The sequence below is a fragment of the Arthrobacter sp. Soil_C_49 genome, assembly GCF_057656635.1.
Map to the genome: position 1 here is coordinate 170879 of NZ_JBDGJZ010000002.1, position 15195 is coordinate 186073.

The 15195-nt window shown below is 64.7% G+C and carries 16 protein-coding genes and 1 tRNA gene; 11 read left to right on the top strand and 6 right to left on the bottom strand.

Features of this window, described 5'->3' with window-relative positions:
* Positions 1-27 precede the first annotated feature (27 nt).
* The 5 genes from AC3A4Z_RS04095 (at position 28) to AC3A4Z_RS04115 (ending at position 5312) form a co-directional block, all read left to right on the top strand.
* Complete coding sequence (locus tag AC3A4Z_RS04095) at positions 28-1593, top strand: amino acid permease (protein ID WP_498710278.1); 1566 nt, start codon at positions 28-30, stop codon at positions 1591-1593.
* A 270-nt stretch (positions 1594-1863) separates the two neighbouring features.
* Positions 1864-2850 carry an ABC transporter substrate-binding protein gene (locus AC3A4Z_RS04100; protein ID WP_498710279.1) on the top strand — a complete coding sequence of 329 codons (987 nt, stop codon included), beginning with the start codon at positions 1864-1866 and terminating at the stop codon, positions 2848-2850.
* On the top strand, positions 2847-3689 hold the full coding sequence (locus AC3A4Z_RS04105) for an ABC transporter permease (RefSeq protein ID WP_498710280.1): 843 nt from the start codon (positions 2847-2849) through the stop codon (positions 3687-3689). The genes AC3A4Z_RS04100 and AC3A4Z_RS04105 overlap by 4 nt, the downstream gene beginning before the upstream one ends.
* Positions 3686-4459, top strand: coding sequence for an ABC transporter permease (locus tag AC3A4Z_RS04110; protein WP_498710282.1), 774 nt, complete (start codon positions 3686-3688; stop codon positions 4457-4459). The genes AC3A4Z_RS04105 and AC3A4Z_RS04110 overlap by 4 nt, the downstream gene beginning before the upstream one ends.
* Positions 4449-5312 carry an ABC transporter ATP-binding protein gene (locus AC3A4Z_RS04115; RefSeq protein WP_498710283.1) on the top strand — a complete coding sequence of 288 codons (864 nt, stop codon included), beginning with the start codon at positions 4449-4451 and terminating at the stop codon, positions 5310-5312. Before AC3A4Z_RS04110 ends, AC3A4Z_RS04115 begins: the two co-directional genes overlap by 11 nt.
* On the opposite strand, the gene AC3A4Z_RS04120 is transcribed toward AC3A4Z_RS04115, so the two are convergent.
* From AC3A4Z_RS04120 to AC3A4Z_RS04130, 3 genes are all read right to left on the bottom strand, one after another.
* Positions 5290-5925, bottom strand: a complete 636-nt coding sequence (locus AC3A4Z_RS04120) for a DUF2461 domain-containing protein (RefSeq protein WP_498710284.1) — start codon at positions 5923-5925, stop codon at positions 5290-5292. The two genes, AC3A4Z_RS04115 and AC3A4Z_RS04120, sit on opposite strands and share 23 nt — an antisense overlap.
* A gap of 126 nt (positions 5926-6051) precedes the next feature.
* Entirely contained in the window at positions 6052-7533 is a 1482-nt protein-coding gene (locus AC3A4Z_RS04125; protein ID WP_285249922.1) for a catalase, read from the bottom strand.
* Positions 7534-7540: 7 nt separating this feature from the next.
* A complete protein-coding gene (locus AC3A4Z_RS04130; RefSeq protein WP_493970698.1) occupies positions 7541-8026 on the bottom strand; it encodes a transcriptional repressor in 486 nt (161 codons plus the stop codon).
* A gap of 95 nt (positions 8027-8121) precedes the next feature.
* Here AC3A4Z_RS04130 and AC3A4Z_RS04135 point away from each other — a divergent pair, with 95 nt between their 5' ends.
* Together AC3A4Z_RS04135 and htpX are read left to right on the top strand one after the other, a co-directional pair.
* Entirely contained in the window at positions 8122-9393 is a 1272-nt protein-coding gene (locus AC3A4Z_RS04135) for an MFS transporter (protein ID WP_498710287.1), read from the top strand.
* A gap of 33 nt (positions 9394-9426) precedes the next feature.
* Positions 9427-10293, top strand: a complete 867-nt coding sequence (gene htpX, locus AC3A4Z_RS04140; protein ID WP_498710289.1) for a zinc metalloprotease HtpX — start codon at positions 9427-9429, stop codon at positions 10291-10293.
* Positions 10294-10455: 162 nt separating this feature from the next.
* Here htpX and AC3A4Z_RS04145 read toward each other — a convergent pair whose 3' ends face one another.
* Positions 10456-10947, bottom strand: coding sequence for a YajQ family cyclic di-GMP-binding protein (locus AC3A4Z_RS04145; protein WP_050054209.1), 492 nt, complete (start codon positions 10945-10947; stop codon positions 10456-10458).
* Positions 10948-11134: 187 nt separating this feature from the next.
* Between AC3A4Z_RS04145 and AC3A4Z_RS04150 the strand changes: the two genes are divergently transcribed.
* From AC3A4Z_RS04150 to AC3A4Z_RS04160, 3 genes are all read left to right on the top strand, one after another.
* Positions 11135-11389, top strand: coding sequence for a hypothetical protein (locus AC3A4Z_RS04150; RefSeq protein ID WP_498710291.1), 255 nt, complete (start codon positions 11135-11137; stop codon positions 11387-11389).
* 179 nt (positions 11390-11568) lie between these two features.
* Positions 11569-11650: transfer RNA gene (locus AC3A4Z_RS04155), tRNA-Tyr, on the top strand.
* Positions 11651-11889: 239 nt separating this feature from the next.
* Entirely contained in the window at positions 11890-12321 is a 432-nt protein-coding gene (locus AC3A4Z_RS04160; RefSeq protein ID WP_493970673.1) for a CBS domain-containing protein, read from the top strand.
* Between the two features lie 147 nt (positions 12322-12468).
* On the opposite strand, the gene AC3A4Z_RS04165 is transcribed toward AC3A4Z_RS04160, so the two are convergent.
* Together AC3A4Z_RS04165 and AC3A4Z_RS04170 are read right to left on the bottom strand one after the other, a co-directional pair.
* Entirely contained in the window at positions 12469-13458 is a 990-nt protein-coding gene (locus tag AC3A4Z_RS04165) for a LysM peptidoglycan-binding domain-containing protein (RefSeq protein ID WP_498710293.1), read from the bottom strand.
* A 357-nt stretch (positions 13459-13815) separates the two neighbouring features.
* A complete protein-coding gene (locus AC3A4Z_RS04170; RefSeq protein ID WP_493970671.1) occupies positions 13816-14547 on the bottom strand; it encodes an ion channel in 732 nt (243 codons plus the stop codon).
* A 76-nt stretch (positions 14548-14623) separates the two neighbouring features.
* Between AC3A4Z_RS04170 and AC3A4Z_RS04175 the strand changes: the two genes are divergently transcribed.
* Positions 14624-15169 carry an acyl-CoA thioesterase gene (locus AC3A4Z_RS04175; RefSeq protein ID WP_498710295.1) on the top strand — a complete coding sequence of 182 codons (546 nt, stop codon included), beginning with the start codon at positions 14624-14626 and terminating at the stop codon, positions 15167-15169.
* Positions 15170-15195 lie beyond the last annotated feature (26 nt).

The window sequence follows — 15195 nt, forward strand, 5'->3', positions numbered from 1 at the left end:
ATCAGAAATCAGGATTGTGATCCCCCTATGAACCTCCTCCGGACCAAATCAATCGAGCAGTCCATCGCCGACGCCGATGAACCCGGACGCAAGCTCAAGCGGTCCCTCAGCACGTGGGACCTGATGATCATGGGCGTTGCGGTGGCCGTGGGCGCCGGTATCTTCTCCGTGGGCGCCAAGGCTGCAGCCAACTTCTCCGGCCCTGCCGTGACGTTGTCTTTCGCCATCGCCGCCGTGACCTGCGCCCTCGCCATCATGTGCTACGCCGAGTTCGCCACCGCCATCCCCGTGGCGGGCTCCGCCTACGTCTTCACGTACGCCACCATGGGTGAGCTGCTCGCCTGGATCATCGGCTGGAACCTGATCCTGGAGCTCTTCACGGCTGCAGCGGTGATCGCCAAGTACTGGGGCATCTACCTCAGCAAGGTCTTCGCACTGATGGGCGCCGACATTCCGCCGGCCATTTCGCTGGGCGGGGTGGACCTTTACTGGGGCGCCTTCCTCATCGTTGCCATCTTCACCGTGCTCCTGGTGCTGGGCACCAAACTGTCCGCCCGCGTGGGCAACATCTTCACCCTGATCAAGATCGGCGTGGTCCTCTTTGTGATCGTCGTCGGCTTCACCTACGTAAAGTTTGAGAACTACAGCCCGTTCATCCCCGCCGCCGAGCCCACCGGCGGTACCGGCACTGCGGACGTCCTGAAGCAGTCGTTCTTCGGCTTCCTCACCGGGGCTGCCCCCGCGCAGTACGGCACCCTGGGCATCTTCGCCGGCGCTGCCCTGGTGTTCTTCGCCTTCATCGGCTTCGACGTGGTGGCCACCTCCGCGGAGGAAGTCAAGAACCCGCAGAAGACCCTGCCGCGCGGCATCTTCGGCGGACTTGCCCTGGTGACGCTGCTGTACATCCTGGTATCCCTGGCCCTGACCGGCATGGTGTCCTACACGGAACTGGCTGCGGCGGAGAGCCCCACCCTCACCACGGCGTTTGAAGCAGTGGGTGACACCTCGGCCGCCAAGGTCATTGCCTTCGGGTCGCTGGTAGGACTGACCACCGTGATCATGGTGCTCCTGATGGGCCTGTCCCGCGTGGTCCTGGCGATGAGCCGCGACGGACTCCTGCCCCGTTCGCTGTCCAAGACCAGTGACAAGCGCTCGACACCGGTCCGCCTCCAGATCATCTGCGGCGCCGCCGTGGCACTGGTGGCAGGGCTGACCAACGTGGATCTGCTAGAGGAAATGATCAACATCGGCACGCTGTCCGCCTTCGTGGTGGTGAGCCTGGGCATCCTGGTGCTGCGCAAGAAGCGCCCTGACCTCAAGCCGGCCTTCCGGGTACCCTTCGGCAAGGTCCTGCCGATCGTGTCCGCCGTGCTGTGCCTGTACCTGATGACCAACCTGGCCGTGGAGACCTGGATCTTCTTCGCCATCTGGCTGGCGATCGGCCTGGCCATCTACTTCTCCTACGGCCAGCGCCACTCCCGCCTGAACGAGAGGTTCGCCTCGGCCAGCACCGCCGTCAACGGTGCTCCCGCTGCCGCGGGTGCTGCCGTCAGCGCGGACAGGGACGACGAAGACGAACTCTCACGCACCTGATCAAGCATCGCAATTACCGGTAAAGTTCCCGGACAAGACTGCCCCGCCCCGCATCCGCAGGGCGGGGCAGTCTTGTCTTTGCGGTGCGGGGTCGGGCCTGAATCGCAGGTGCATTCCGCCTCCGTTGCAGAGCTGTCACCAACGAGCCCTGTATTGGCACGATGCACAGCCTTACCATGGTGGAATCAGATGATCGAACCCATGTTCGAATGGCGAACACCACGGCCTGGGGAGGTAAGCGACCCCAGTCATGGGCACAAAGGAGTGAACATGTCACGTCGGATTCTTTCCCTTCTCGCAGCAGCATCGGTCCTTGGACTGGCGGCCTGCGGCAGCGGCTCGCCGAGCGCCCCCGGTGGCGGAAGCGCTCCCGCCACCGGGGGCGGGGACGGCGCACTGACCAAAGTCGCCGTCGGAGTCATTCCCATCGTGGACTGCGCACCGATCTACCTCGGCGACAAGCAGGGCTTCTTCAAGGAGGAGGGCCTGCAGCTGGACATCCAGACGGCAACGGGCGGCGCGGCGATTGTTCCAGGCGTTGTCAGCGGCAGCTTCGACTTCGCCTTCTCGAACCTGATCTCGGTCATGGTTGCCAAGGACAAGGGCCTCGACCTGAAGTTTGTCGCCAACGGAGCCTCCACCACCGGAGAGAAGGGCAAGGACATCGGCGGCGTCGTGGTCCCGGCCGGATCTGCCATCAAGTCCGCCAAGGACCTGGCCGGCAAGACCGTTTCGGTGAACAACCTCTCCAACATCGGCGATACCACCATCAAATCGGTCATCGAGAAGGATGGTGGTGATCCCAACGGCGTGAAGTTCGTTGAGGTCGCTTTCCCGGATGCCCCCGCAGCCCTGGCCAACAAGCAGGTGGATGCGGCATGGATCCTCGAACCGTTCCTGTCCAAGGCTGTGGATGAAGGCGGAACGGTGGTGTCATCGAACTTCGTGGAGATGAGCCCGGAGTTGGACATCGCCGGATACTTCACCAAGGGTGACACCATCAGCGGCAAGGCGGAGCTGACGGACAAGTTCACCCGCGCCATGAACAAGTCCCTTGAGTACGCCCAGGACCACCCCGACGACGTGCGGGCCATCGTGGGCACGTACACGAAGATCGACGAGCCCACCCGCGCCAAAATGATCCTGCCTCGGTACCGCGTCGACTTCGACAAGGACGCGTTCACTACGCTCGGTGAGGCCGCGGCCAAGTACGGCACGCTGTCCAAAGCTCCGAGCGCTGACGATCTCCTGCCGTGAGCCCGGAAACCCCGGCTGCCGGCGGGGCCCTGCTGCGGCAGTCGCAGCCCCGCCGGCCAGCCGGTAAAGGGGCAGCCAAACAGCTGCTGGGACTGCTGGGCATCGTGGGGTTCCTGGCCACCTGGGAGCTTATTCCGCGGGTGGGCCTTATTGATGGACGGTTCCTGCCGCCGGCGACCGAGGTGATTGCCGCTCTCGTTGTGGACCTTGGGCTCACGGCCTTCTGGGTTGCTGTGGGCGAGACCATGAAGGCCTGGTTCCTTGGACTCCTGATTGCGGTGGCCGCCGCTGTCCTGCTCGGTTTCGTCATCGGCTCGAGCAGCTTCCTGCGGAAGGCCACGAACTCCACCATCGAGTTCCTGCGCCCCATCCCGTCTGTGGCGCTCATCCCGCTGGCCGTGCTGCTCTTCGGGGTCAAGATCGAGTCGTCCCTGCTCCTGATCGTGTACGCCTCTTTCTGGCAGGTCCTCATCCAGGTGCTCTACGGGGTGGCCGACGTGGACATGGTGGCCAACAACACCGCAAAGACCTACGGCCTGGGCAAGATGGCACGGGTCCGGTACGTTGTGTTTCCCACCGCGCTGCCTTACTTGATGACGGGTGTCCGGCTGGCCGCCGCCGTAGCGCTGGTGCTTGCCATTACTGCGGAACTGGTGATCGGGTCCCCGGGTCTGGGCCGGGAGATTGCCCTCGCGCAGTCGGGCGGAGCCATTTCCGGGATGTACGCCCTGGTCCTGGCAACCGGACTGATCGGCGTCCTCATCAATATGCTGATGCGCCTCGTCGAAAAACGGATTCTGGCCTGGCACTCCTCGGTCCGGTCGGAGGTGCTCGTATGAGGACGGTCAAGAACCTCGGGTTCATCGTTGGCCTGCCGGTACTGCTGGTGATCATCTGGTGGTCCTCCACGCTGGGGGCCGTCAACTTCTTCGTTCCCCGGCCGGCAGACCTTGTCGGAACCTTCGGCAAGGTCTGGTTCGGGGACCGCTTCTTCTCGGACGTGCTGCCCAGTGTCGGCAGGCTGGTGCTGGGCGTCGCGGCGGCCATCGTCATCGGGGTGGTGGGCGGAGTCCTGATTGGCTCGATCCGGTGGCTGCGGGCCCTGCTGGAACCCACGTTGGAGTTCTTCCGTGCCGTCCCGCCACCGGTCCTGGTGCCGGTGCTGATGCTGCTGATGGGGATTACCGACTCCATGAAGGTCACAGTCATCATCTCGGGGTGCGTCTGGCCCGTGCTGCTGAACACCATTGAAGGAGTGCGCGCGGTGGACCCCGTGCTCTCCGATTCCGCACACACCTACGGCATCGGCGGGTGGGCGCGCATCCGCTATCTGGTACTGCCATCGGCGAGCCCGCAGATCATGGCCGGCGTGCGCCAGTCGCTTTCCCTGGGGCTCATCCTGATGGTGATTTCCGAGATGTTCGCCTCGTCCTCCGGGCTGGGATTCACCATCGTGCAGTTTCAGCGGTCCTTCGCGATCCCGGAGATGTGGTCCGGCATTGTGGTGCTGGGCCTGCTGGGAGTGGTCATGTCCTTCATCTTCCAATGGGCCGAGCGGAACATCCTGCGCTGGTACCACGGCCAGAAAGAGGTAGAAAATGCAGCCTGACCCAAACCGGTCCAACAGCGAGGCCACGCTTTCAGTCCGCGGGCTGAAAAAGGTCTACCAGACCGACGGCGGCGATATCGAGGCTGTCCGGAACCTCACCTTCGACCTCCGGTCCGGAGAACTGGCATGCCTTGTGGGCCCCTCGGGCTCCGGCAAGACAACGTTGCTCAAATGCATCTCCGGGCTCATGGCACCCACCGAGGGTGAAGTGTTGCTGGACGGCAAACGGGTCACCGGGCCACCGAAGAAGATGGCCGTGGTCTTCCAGGAATACGGGCGTTCGCTGTTCCCGTGGATGCGCGTCCGCGACAACGTGGAACTGCCGCTGAAGAACCAGGGTGTTCCCAGGGCGGAACGCGCCAGGCTGGTGGATGATGCCCTTGAGGCCGTGGGCCTCTCGCACGTGCCACGGTCCTACCCGTGGCAGCTCTCGGGCGGCATGCAGCAGCGCGTGGCGATAGCCCGTGCCATTGCCTACCAGCCCGAAGTCCTGCTGATGGACGAGCCGTTTGCGGCCGTCGATGCCCAGACCAGGGCGGACCTCGAGGACCTGATCCGGGTGGTCTGGAAGAAGCTGCGCGTCACCGTCCTGTTTGTCACCCACGACATTGACGAATCTGTTTATCTTGGCGAGCGTGTCATTATCCTGTCCAGCTCACCGACCATCATCCAGGAGGACATCCGGATCGACCTGCCGGCGGAGCGCGACCAGCTGAACACCCGTTCCTTGCCCCGCTTCACCGAGCTGCGCCATCACGTGTACGAGCAGATCCAGCTGGCGAAGAAGGGGCACCGCCCCGCTGCGGCCTCAGTCGGGGAGGATGCACAGCTCAAGGGGCAGCATGCCGGCTGACCCAGTCCACCAAAGGCCGCAGCTCCTCCCATAGTGAAGCGATCTCCTGCGCGGCGGCAGGGGTGGCCAGCCATGCCGGCTGACCCAGATCGGTGGCTGCGGACAGGGACTTGTGTTTCAGGAGTTCAGCCCGCGGATGGTCCTGCGGATACCCGCGCGGGACAGTCTTGAGCTTCTCTCCCTCCACCATGAATCCGGCGCCAGCCACGGTCTCGACAATGTGCCGGAGCGCTTCGCCGGTTCCCGAGGCGTCCACTGAATTGCGGTACCGGGCCAGCTGGGCCGGGGTGTGGGAGTGGTAGCCGCCGCCTACGAGCAAACCCTCTGCGCTGACCTGAAGGTAAAAACCGACACCTTCCTGCACGGAGGCAAAGGCACCCTGGGCTGTTTTGTACGGCGACTTGTCCTGGGAGAACCTGATGTCCCTGTTGGGCCGGAAGATCTTGCCGGGTCCAAACCGGGGCTCCAGCTGAGCCAGCAGTGCGAGGAACGGGTCCCGGACCAGCGTTTGGTAGCGGTCCTTGTTGTCCAGCCACCACTCACGGTTGTTGTTGTCCTGCAACTCCTGGTAGAAGCCGAAGGCGGCGGCGGGGATGCCCTGGAAAGTTGTCATGCGTCGATCCTAGGGACACCGGGCAACGTCAGCCATGGCCAGCAACGGCTATGTGGAAAAGAAAAAACCACCCCGCCACGTAAGTCTGTGACGGGGTGGTTTTCAGCAACTCAGAGAGGGGCTGGATCAGCCGATCTTGTTGGCGGCTTCTGCCTCGGAGAGCGGTGCAGCGCCGAGGTTGGCGCGCAGCTTGGCGCCGAGTTCGGCGTCAACGTTGGTCCAGTACTGGATGGCGCGTTCCTTGATGTCGGAGCGCTTGACGCCGCCCACGGCACCGGTGATGGTGTCCAGGAAGCGGGCCTTGGCGGCGTCGTCGTAAACCTCGCGGTACAGCGCGCCGGCCTGGACGAAGTCGCTGTCCTCGGCGTGCAGGGAGTGCGCGGCGAGGGTCAGCTCGCCGTCGTTCTCCCAGCCGCCGGCAGGGTTCTGCGGCTCAAGGGCAGCCGGGCCGCCGAAGGTGTTCGGGGCGTAGACCGGAACCGAAGGGGCGTTGAACAGGTAACGTCCGGCGCCGTCCTGGCTGTAGTTGTTGACCTGGTTCTTGGGCTGGTTCACCGGGATCTGGGCGTGGTTGGTGCCCACGCGGTAGCGGTGCGCGTCCGCGTAGGAGAAGATGCGGGCCTGCAGCATCTTGTCCGGGGAAGCAGCGATGCCCGGAACGAAGTTCGACGGCGCGAAGGTGGCCTGTTCGATCTGCGCGAAGTAGTTCTCCGGGTTCCGGTTCAGCTCCATGGTGCCCACCTTGATCAGCGGGTAGTCAGCGTGCGGCCAGACTTTCGTCAGGTCGAACGGGTTGAAGCGGTAGGTCTTGGCATCCTCGTACGGCATGACCTGGACGTGCAGGTCCCAGGACGGGAAGTTGCCCGCTTCGATGTTCTCGGACAGGTCGCGGATGTAGAAGTCCGCGTCCGAACCGGCCAGGGCTTCAGCCTGCTCGCCGGTCATGGAGTTCACGCCCTGGTTGGACTTGAAGTGGTACTTGACCCAGAACCGCTCGCCCTCGGCGTTGATCCACTGGTAGGTGTGTGAGCCGTAGCCCTGCATTTCACGCCAGGAAGCGGGCAGGCCGCGGTCACCCATCAGCCAGGTGACCTGGTGGGCGGACTCGGGGGACAGCGTCCAGAAGTCCCACTGCATGTCGGCGTCGCGCAGGTGGGTACCCGGGAGGCGCTTCTGGGAGTGGATGAAGTCCGGGAACTTGATGCCGTCGCGGATGAAGAACACCGGGGTGTTGTTGCCCACGAGGTCGTAGTTGCCCTCGGAGGTGTAGAACTTCACGGCGAACCCGCGGGGATCGCGCCAGGTGTCCGGGGAGCCGTTCTCGCCCGCAACGGACGAGAAGCGGATCAGCATTTCGGTCTCGGCGCCCGGCTGGAGGAAGGCTGCCTTCGTGTACTTGGACACGTCCTCGGTGGTCTTGAACGTACCGAATGCACCGCCGCCCTTGGCGTGCACTACGCGCTCCGGCACCCGCTCGCGGTTGAACTGTGCGAGCTTTTCCACCAGGTAGTGGTCAGTCAGGATGATGGCACCGTCGGCACCAACTGACTTCGAGTGCGCGTCGGACGTAACGGGGGCACCTGACTGGGTTGTTGAAATGGCAGTCATTGTTCTCCTATTTCTGTGTTTCTTCTGAGGGACGATTGGAAGGAAGTTGTTGGGACTGCTGGCAGTCCTGGCAGATGCCCTGATACATCACATCGGCGATCTGGATGGTCATCGGCTTGGCGTGCTCATCCCAGTGGGGCGTGAGGCAGGGCGCGTGCCCCACGGCGCAGTCCACGTCCTCAACGCGGCCGCAGCTGATGCAGATGGCGTGGTGGTGGTTGTCGCCGACCCGGGTTTCATACAGCGCGGGGGAGTGCGGCGGCTCGAAGCGCCGCAGCATGTGCAGGTCAGTGAGGTCCCCCAGCACGACGTAAACGGACTGGGCTGTCAGCTCGGGGAGCTCGGCGCGGGCGGCGGCCAGGATGCTCTCGGCGGGGGAGTGGGGATGGCGTTCGACGGCGGCGAGAACCGCCAGCCGCTGTTTGGTCACCCTGCGGCCGTGGGCACGCAGGTCGGCAGCCCATGCCTCCTGGCCGTCAAAGTGCTCCGTCATGGCTCCATTGAAACACTTATTCTGAGTTTCTCACAATAAGGCTTGGCTAACCTCGGGTGGAGGGCCAGCGGCCCCTGCGACATTAGGGTTACAGGGTGGGGAAACTGCTTGCTGACATCACACCGCTCAAGGAGAGCCCCGACTTCCGCCGGCTCTGGCTCGGCTCGGCCGTCTCCGCCGTCGGCAGCCAGCTCACCCTGGTGGCAGTGAGCCTGGAGATCTACCGGCTGACCCTGGACAGCTTCTACGTGGGACTGCTGGCCGTCTTCGCGCTGGTGCCCCTGGTGATCGGCGGACTCCTGGGCGGATCCATCGCCGACTCCCATGACCGGCGCCGGGTCGCCCTGCTGGCCAGCACCGTGCTGTGGCTGACCACCGGCATGATCGCCCTGCAGTCCTGGCTGCAGCTTGGAAACGTCTGGGTCCTGTACTTCCTGGTGGCAGTACAGAGCGGCGCGCAGGCCATCAACCAGCCGGCCCGCAGCGCCATCCTGCCCATGCTGGTCCGCAAGGAACTCCTGCCCGCTGCGAACGCCCTCAGCATGATGTCCTTCGGCCTGGCCATGACTGCCGGACCTCTCCTGGCGGGCGTGCTGGTGGCATGGGTGGGGTTCGGCTGGACCTACACCATCGACTTCGCCAGCTTCGCCCTCGTGCTGTGGGCCGTCTACCGGCTCCCGCCCCTGCCGCCGTCGGGAAGCCGCGGCAGGCCCGGCGTCCGCTCCGTCGTTGAGGGATTCAGGTTCCTCGGCACCCGCCCCAACCTCCGGATGACCTTCGTGATCGACCTGGTGGCCATGATCCTGGCCCAGCCGCGCGCCCTGATGCCGGCCGTTGGCGCGGTGATGATCGGTGGCGGCGAAGCGACAGTGGGGGTGCTGCTGGCCTCAACGGCGGTGGGAGCGTTCCTGGCCGGCCTGTTCTCCGGACCGCTGGGGGGCGTCCGCTGGCAGGGGAGTGCGGTGGTCTTCTCGGTGATGGGGTGGGGTGCGTCCATGGCCGCTTTCGGGATGGTGGTGGTGCTCGCCGGACGGTCCACGGACGGGGGTGTCACCTTCTGGCTGCTCCCGGCAGCGCTGTGCTGTGCACTGGCGGGAATCGCCGACTCGATCAGCAGCGTCTTCCGCAACACCATCCTGCAGGCAGCCACGCCGGACCACCTCCGGGGACGGCTCCAGGGCGTGTTCATCGTGGTGGTGGCAGGCGGTCCCAGGATCGGCGACCTGCTGGCAGGAGGTGCCACCAAGATTTTGGCTGAGGGATGGGTCCTGCTCTTTGGCGGGCTGCTGTGCATCGCAGGGGCGTGGCTGGCGGCAAAGCTGCAGCCGGGATTCCGGAAGTACGACGCGCGGAACCCGGCTCCCTAGTAAGCCGTTCCCATAGAAGAGCGAGGAGGAAACGTGCACAAACACTACAACGGACTGAAGACGGCAGCGCTTTTCGGCGTGCTGTGGGCGGTGCTGCTGGGCCTCGGCGCGCTGATCGGCGCCAGCACCCGGAGCTCCGCGCCGATCTGGATCATGGCGCTGCTCGGAGTGGCCACCACGGCCTACGGCTACTGGAACAGCGACAAGATCGCCATCCGGTCCATGCAGGCCTACCCCGTCACCGAAGCGCAGGCACCGCAGCTGTACCAGATTGTCCGCGAGCTGTCCGTGCGTGCCAACCAGCCGATGCCGCGGATCTACCTGTCGCCCACCATGAATCCGAACGCCTTCGCCACCGGCCGGAACCCGCGGAACGCGGCGGTCTGCTGCACCGAAGGAATCCTGCATCTCCTGGACGCCCGCGAACTCCGCGGCGTCCTGGGGCACGAACTCATGCACGTCTACAACCGGGACATCCTCACCTCATCAGTGGCCGCCGCCGTCGCAGGCGTGATTACGTCGGTGGGCCAGATGCTGCTGTTCTTCGGCGGCGACCGGCGTAATTCGAACCCGTTGGCGATGCTGGCGATGGCACTGCTCGCCCCGTTCGCGGCGTCACTGATCCAGCTGGCCATCTCGCGCACCAGGGAGTACGACGCCGACGAGGACGGTTCCGAGTTGACCGGAGATCCGCTGGCGCTCGCCTCAGCCCTGCGCAAGATCGAGCAGGGCGTGAGTATTGCGCCGCTGCCGCACGACCAGCGGCTGGTGAACGCCTCGCACCTGATGATCGCCAACCCGTTCCGGGGCGGGGCCATGAACAAGCTGTTCGCCACGCACCCGCCCATGCGCGACCGGATCTCGCGGCTGGAACGGATGGCTGGCCGGCCGCTGCGCTAGTGTCCGCCGTCGTCCGTTCTGTCCGGCGACGCACATAACCGTCCTCGACGCGCATAACCATCCTCGATGCGCAAAAACGCCGGCGCTACCGTAATCCGGGTAGCGCCGGCGTTTATGCCTGGCGCAGGAAGTTTCCTGCGTCGAAAACTGTGCCCCGCGGTGCTAGCTGCGGAAGTTCACAAACTGCAGGTCGGCCTCGTCGAAGTCCTTCAGCAGTGCCATGGTGGCCTGCAGGTCATCGCGGGACTTGGACGTCACGCGCAGCTCGTCGCCCTGGATTTGGGACTTCACAGACTTGGGTGCTTCGTCCCGGATCAGCTTGTTGATTTTCTTGGCCAGGTCCTGGGCGATGCCCTCCTTGATGGAGGCCTCAAGGCGGAACTCCTTGCCGGAGGCGTAGGGCTCGCCGGTGTCCAGGGACTTCAGTGAGATGCCACGGCGGATCAGCTTGGACTGGAGAACGTCCAGGACCGCCAGGACGCGTTCCTCGGAGTTGGCCTTCATCAGGATCTTCTCGCCGCTGAAGTCCACCTCCGCGCCGACACCCTTGAAGTCGTAGCGCTGGGCCAGTTCCTTCTGTGCCTGGTTGAGCGCGTTGGCCACTTCCTGCTTGTCCACTTTGCTTACGACGTCGAACGTTGACTCGCCTGCCATGACTCTCCTTGTGCTGGTGGGGGCCTTGTCCGCGGACAGGGCCGGGATCGCTGCATTCAAGCCTAATACGGATGCCGCCGTTGAGGGGGAGCCGAATTTCACAGTTCCCTCTCAGCGGACATGCCGGGGGAACCAAGGAGGCCCGGGCAGAGTTGAAGGAGTTGGAAAGCAGTACGAAGGGACCACCATGCACCGCAAAGCCATCCGCTACGTCACGCAAACCACCTCGGCGGCAGCCGGGGCGGTTGCTACAGCAGCAACTTCGGTGGCCGCAGCGGCAGTGGCAGCGTCCATCATTTTCAGCCCGGTGGCGGATGCATCCTCCCGGATGGACGGCGTCCGCGAGGACCTGCTCCGGGCGGTGCAGCTGAACCAGATCACCGAAGAGCAGGCCGTGAAGTTCGAGGCGAAGCTGGCAGGCAGGATTCTCGGCGAGGCGTGACGACTGCCGTTTAGGCCACCCCGAAGGGCCTAAAGCCGCGCAATTCCGGGCTTCTGCCCGCCGATTCGATTCTTCGGCGGAAGTTCTGTAAAGTTGTCTTGCCCGCGGTTACTGGAAGCGGAACGGCCCGGAAACGGACGCTCCGAAGACTGCATCTACGGGTACTTCTTTTGAAGTTCGGCAGATTACCCGAGCGGCCAAAGGGGGCTGACTGTAAATCAGCTGGCAACGCCTACGGGGGTTCGAATCCCTCATCTGCCACCCAAGGAAAAGCCTCCGGAACCACTGGTTCCGGAGGCTTTTTCGTGCTTTTAAGCCGATTCCAGTCAGGGGCTTAGCGCTCCCTCACACGCTTTTTGTCCTGTAACCCGAGGTGCCGGAGCTGCCCATCAAGGCGGCAAACCCGTCGTCGACATGGCAGTGGCACGGGCGTAGGCTGGCACCATCGGCGCAAGTGCCCGATGCCCTGCGTCGATCAAAGAATCGATAAAGGAGGATCAATGAGTGCCGTACGTGAATTCATGACTACGGACGCGCAGTGTATTAAGGAAAACCAGTCCCTCGCAGATGCTGCCCGGATGATGCTGGACCTTGACTGCGGATCGTTGCCGATCTGCGGCGACGACGGCAAGTTGAGGGGCATGATCACCGACCGTGACATCGTGCTCAAGTGCGTGGCCGCCGGACGCGATCCGCGCGAAATGATGGCCCGTGACCTCGCCTCCGGCAAGCCCTACTGGATCGACGCCGATGCAAACGTTGATGAGGCCATCGACATGATGGAGACCCACCAGGTCCGCCGGCTTCCAGTCATCGCCGACCACAAGTTGGTGGGGATCCTTAGCCAGGGAGACATCGCCCGCAATTACTCCGAACAGCGAGTGGGCGAGCTGGTGGAGCACATCTCCGAACGCAAACGGATGAACGCTTAACCCGGTAATTCTTTATCAACCAACGCCACGGAGGTCCCTCCGTGGCGTTTCTTGATGCCAAATCCTGGCCTTGTCCGCAGCTCCCTGCCCTTGAAGGTTAGGAGCCGCGGACAAGCTTATGAATCCTCACGCACCGGCAGAGGACTGTCAGTTCAACGCAATCAGGAGCATCTGGCTGGTTCCCGGGATGCAGGTCTGCAGGATCGCCCGCGGGAAGCCGCCAAACACATTGATGACATCGTTGGTGGTCCCCGGGTTGGGCACCTGCCCGCGGGCCGTCACCGTGTAGGTTCCGTAGCCCGGGATGCTCACCGTTTCACCCAATCCGATTCCGGAGAAGCGGGCCCAGCCGCCGCAGAAATCATGTTCGGTGATAAAGAGCGAGTAGCCGTCATTGGGGGTGAAATGGATAGGTCCGATGCAGGCGTCAACCATGGACTGCCCGCCGGCGCCGGCTACGTAGATGGTGCGGACGGCAGGGGCGGCCGCGACAGGTGCAGGCGCCGGAGCGGCTGCCGGTGCCGGCGCGGGGGCCGCGGCCGGTGCGGCAGCAGGAGCAGCAGCAGGTACTGGAGCCGGTGCGGCAACGGCCGGGCCGGTCAGGACCAGCGTCTGGCCCGGGACGATGATGCTGTATTGCCCCAGCCCGTTCGCGGCGAGCATGGCGTTCATGTCCACCCCGAACCTCCCGGCAATGGCGCCGACGGTGTCGCCGGGCACCACGGTGTACTGGTTTCCGACCGCGGCCGGTGCCGGTTCAGGGGCGGGCGCAGGTTCGACGGCGGGTGGCGGCGGTGCTGCCTCCGCAGGCGCTTCGGCGGCCGGCGGGGCAGCGGCGGGCGTTTCGGCCGGTGCCTCTGCCGGCGCCTGGACAGATTCCGCGGAACCGGCAGTATCGCTGCCCTCCGCCTGGGAAACAGCCTCGGCAACGGGAGCGGCCGCCGTCGTATTTGGAGCGAGGCTGGCCGGTGCCGCCAGGGCTCCGACTCCCACTGCCGCCACAACGGCCGCGGTGGCCATTCCCGCCCACAGTTTGTTGCTGATGGTGGGGCGGCCGGCCGTCAGGTCAGAGCGGGGGACATCGGTGGCGAAACTACGGCTCGGACCGTCGGGAGTAGAGAGGTATGCCTGGTTCATGGGTAGCCCATCGAGGTGCGGTCCGGCCGGGCAGCTGCGGGCGCAGGAAGCGGGGCAGGACGGATCGAGGTGTGATGCACCGGCGGCCCAGCCTTAGGCCAGGTCGCCGCCGGCGCACGATGGAGGCGTCCGCATACCCAGAAAATACGGAAGCTCCGCGAGAAGGCACTGCCATCCGGAAGCCACCCGGCGAACAGGCCAGCACATGTTCGGTCCTAGGAATCCCGAGTCTAGGAAGTGCGGGATGGCGCGGGCACCAGTAGGGATTACCCGAATATTTTGGGCCGGTACTTGGGAGTGCTGTCCCGGATACTCAAAACCGCCGGGGCGTACTACCTGCCGCTGCAGGCCATGCTGCTACCGGCTTTGCCGGTCTTTCAGCTCCGCGATGTCGCGGCGCAGCAAAGCGATCTCCGCAACCAGTTCCGCCACTTCCGCCCGCACCGGCTCCTCGGCCTCGGCCGCCGCTTCGGCGGTATCCTCTACCCGCTGGACCAGCCAGGACGCGATGGAGGCCGTGACCACGCCAAGAACCGCGATGCCGCTCATCATGAGGGCTGCTGCCACCATCCGACCCAGAGGCGTTACCGGGTACATATCCCCGTATCCGACCGTGGTGATGGTGGTGATGGCCCACCACAAGGCATCGCCGAACGTCAGGATCTTCGCCTCCGGCGCAGACTGCTCCACATCCAGGACGGCGAGGGCGCCCACAAACACGAGCATGGTGGCCGATCCCACCACGTAGGTGACCACGCGTCCCCGGAGGGTGTCACCCAGTGTCCGGTGGAGTACGGACAGCAGCGTCACCAGCCGGAGCAGGCGCAGCGGCCGGAAGAACGGCAGGGCCACAATCAGCAGCTCATGCAAGTTCCGCACGAACCAGCTGCCCCGGTCAGCCGCGAGCCAGAGGTTGGCCAGGTAATCCACGGCGAAAATACCCCACGTGGCCCACATAACGGCTTCGAGCCAGAAGGCCGCGCTGCCCTCAATGCGCCCGATAACCTGCGACGCATACGCTGCCAGGAAGATGAGCGCCGTCAACGTGAGCGGCCAGTCTGCCAGGTCCCGGTAGCGTTGTTGCGTCATGCAGGAAATCCTACGTGGACGCCGAACCGCTTCACCGGCACCGCGACTGGTTGTTACCCGCGGGTAACATAGGGGGATGCACCTGCTGTTGAGAACCCTCCTGCTGCTGATCACCTCGTCCCGGCGGCCGCCGCTGACCGTCTGGGACCATTCATCGCTGCCGCTGCGCGTGCTGCCCACGGACATCGACATTGCCATGCACGTCAACAACGGGATGTACCTGTCCCTGATGGACCTTGGCCGGTTCGACCTGATGGTCCGTTCCGGCGTGTGGAAGCGGATGCGGCGCCGGGGATGGGGCCCGGTGGTGTCCGCGGAAACCATCTCGTTCCGCAAGTCCCTGCAGTTGTGGCAGCAGTACACCATCGAAACCCGGATCATCGGGCTGGACGCCAAGGCCATCTACTTTGAGCAGCGCATGGTGGCCGACGGCGAGATTTACGCCCGCGCCTACATCGCCACCCGCCTGGTCCACCAGGGCAGGCCCGTCAGCCAGGACGACATCCTGCGCGAGTTCGGCGAGCCACCGGCAGACTTGGAGCTCCCTGAATGGGTCCATGAGTGGCGGGCGTCCAGTGCGCTGCCCGGGAGCCGGACGCCGGCGCCGCACGGCTGGGCCTAGCCGTCCTGCGCGTCGCGGCCCGGCGG

What these genes read in the sequence shown, in the direction of transcription:
- AC3A4Z_RS04115 (WP_498710283.1), top strand. Translation starts at nt 4,449, where the DNA reads ATGCAGCCTGACCCAAACCGGTCCAACAGCGAGGCCACGCTTTCAGTC.
- AC3A4Z_RS04120 (WP_498710284.1), bottom strand. Translation starts at nt 5,925, where the DNA reads ATGACAACTTTCCAGGGCATCCCCGCCGCCGCCTTCGGCTTCTACCAG.
- AC3A4Z_RS04150 (WP_498710291.1), top strand. Translation starts at nt 11,135, where the DNA reads ATGCACCGCAAAGCCATCCGCTACGTCACGCAAACCACCTCGGCGGCA.
- AC3A4Z_RS04110 (WP_498710282.1), top strand. Translation starts at nt 3,686, where the DNA reads ATGAGGACGGTCAAGAACCTCGGGTTCATCGTTGGCCTGCCGGTACTG.
- AC3A4Z_RS04165 (WP_498710293.1), bottom strand. Translation starts at nt 13,458, where the DNA reads ATGAACCAGGCATACCTCTCTACTCCCGACGGTCCGAGCCGTAGTTTC.
- AC3A4Z_RS04170 (WP_493970671.1), bottom strand. Translation starts at nt 14,547, where the DNA reads ATGACGCAACAACGCTACCGGGACCTGGCAGACTGGCCGCTCACGTTG.
- AC3A4Z_RS04175 (WP_498710295.1), top strand. Translation starts at nt 14,624, where the DNA reads ATGCACCTGCTGTTGAGAACCCTCCTGCTGCTGATCACCTCGTCCCGG.
- AC3A4Z_RS04100 (WP_498710279.1), top strand. Translation starts at nt 1,864, where the DNA reads ATGTCACGTCGGATTCTTTCCCTTCTCGCAGCAGCATCGGTCCTTGGA.
- AC3A4Z_RS04095 (WP_498710278.1), top strand. Translation starts at nt 28, where the DNA reads ATGAACCTCCTCCGGACCAAATCAATCGAGCAGTCCATCGCCGACGCC.
- AC3A4Z_RS04160 (WP_493970673.1), top strand. Translation starts at nt 11,890, where the DNA reads ATGAGTGCCGTACGTGAATTCATGACTACGGACGCGCAGTGTATTAAG.
- AC3A4Z_RS04125 (WP_285249922.1), bottom strand. Translation starts at nt 7,533, where the DNA reads ATGACTGCCATTTCAACAACCCAGTCAGGTGCCCCCGTTACGTCCGAC.
- AC3A4Z_RS04130 (WP_493970698.1), bottom strand. Translation starts at nt 8,026, where the DNA reads ATGACGGAGCACTTTGACGGCCAGGAGGCATGGGCTGCCGACCTGCGT.
- AC3A4Z_RS04145 (WP_050054209.1), bottom strand. Translation starts at nt 10,947, where the DNA reads ATGGCAGGCGAGTCAACGTTCGACGTCGTAAGCAAAGTGGACAAGCAG.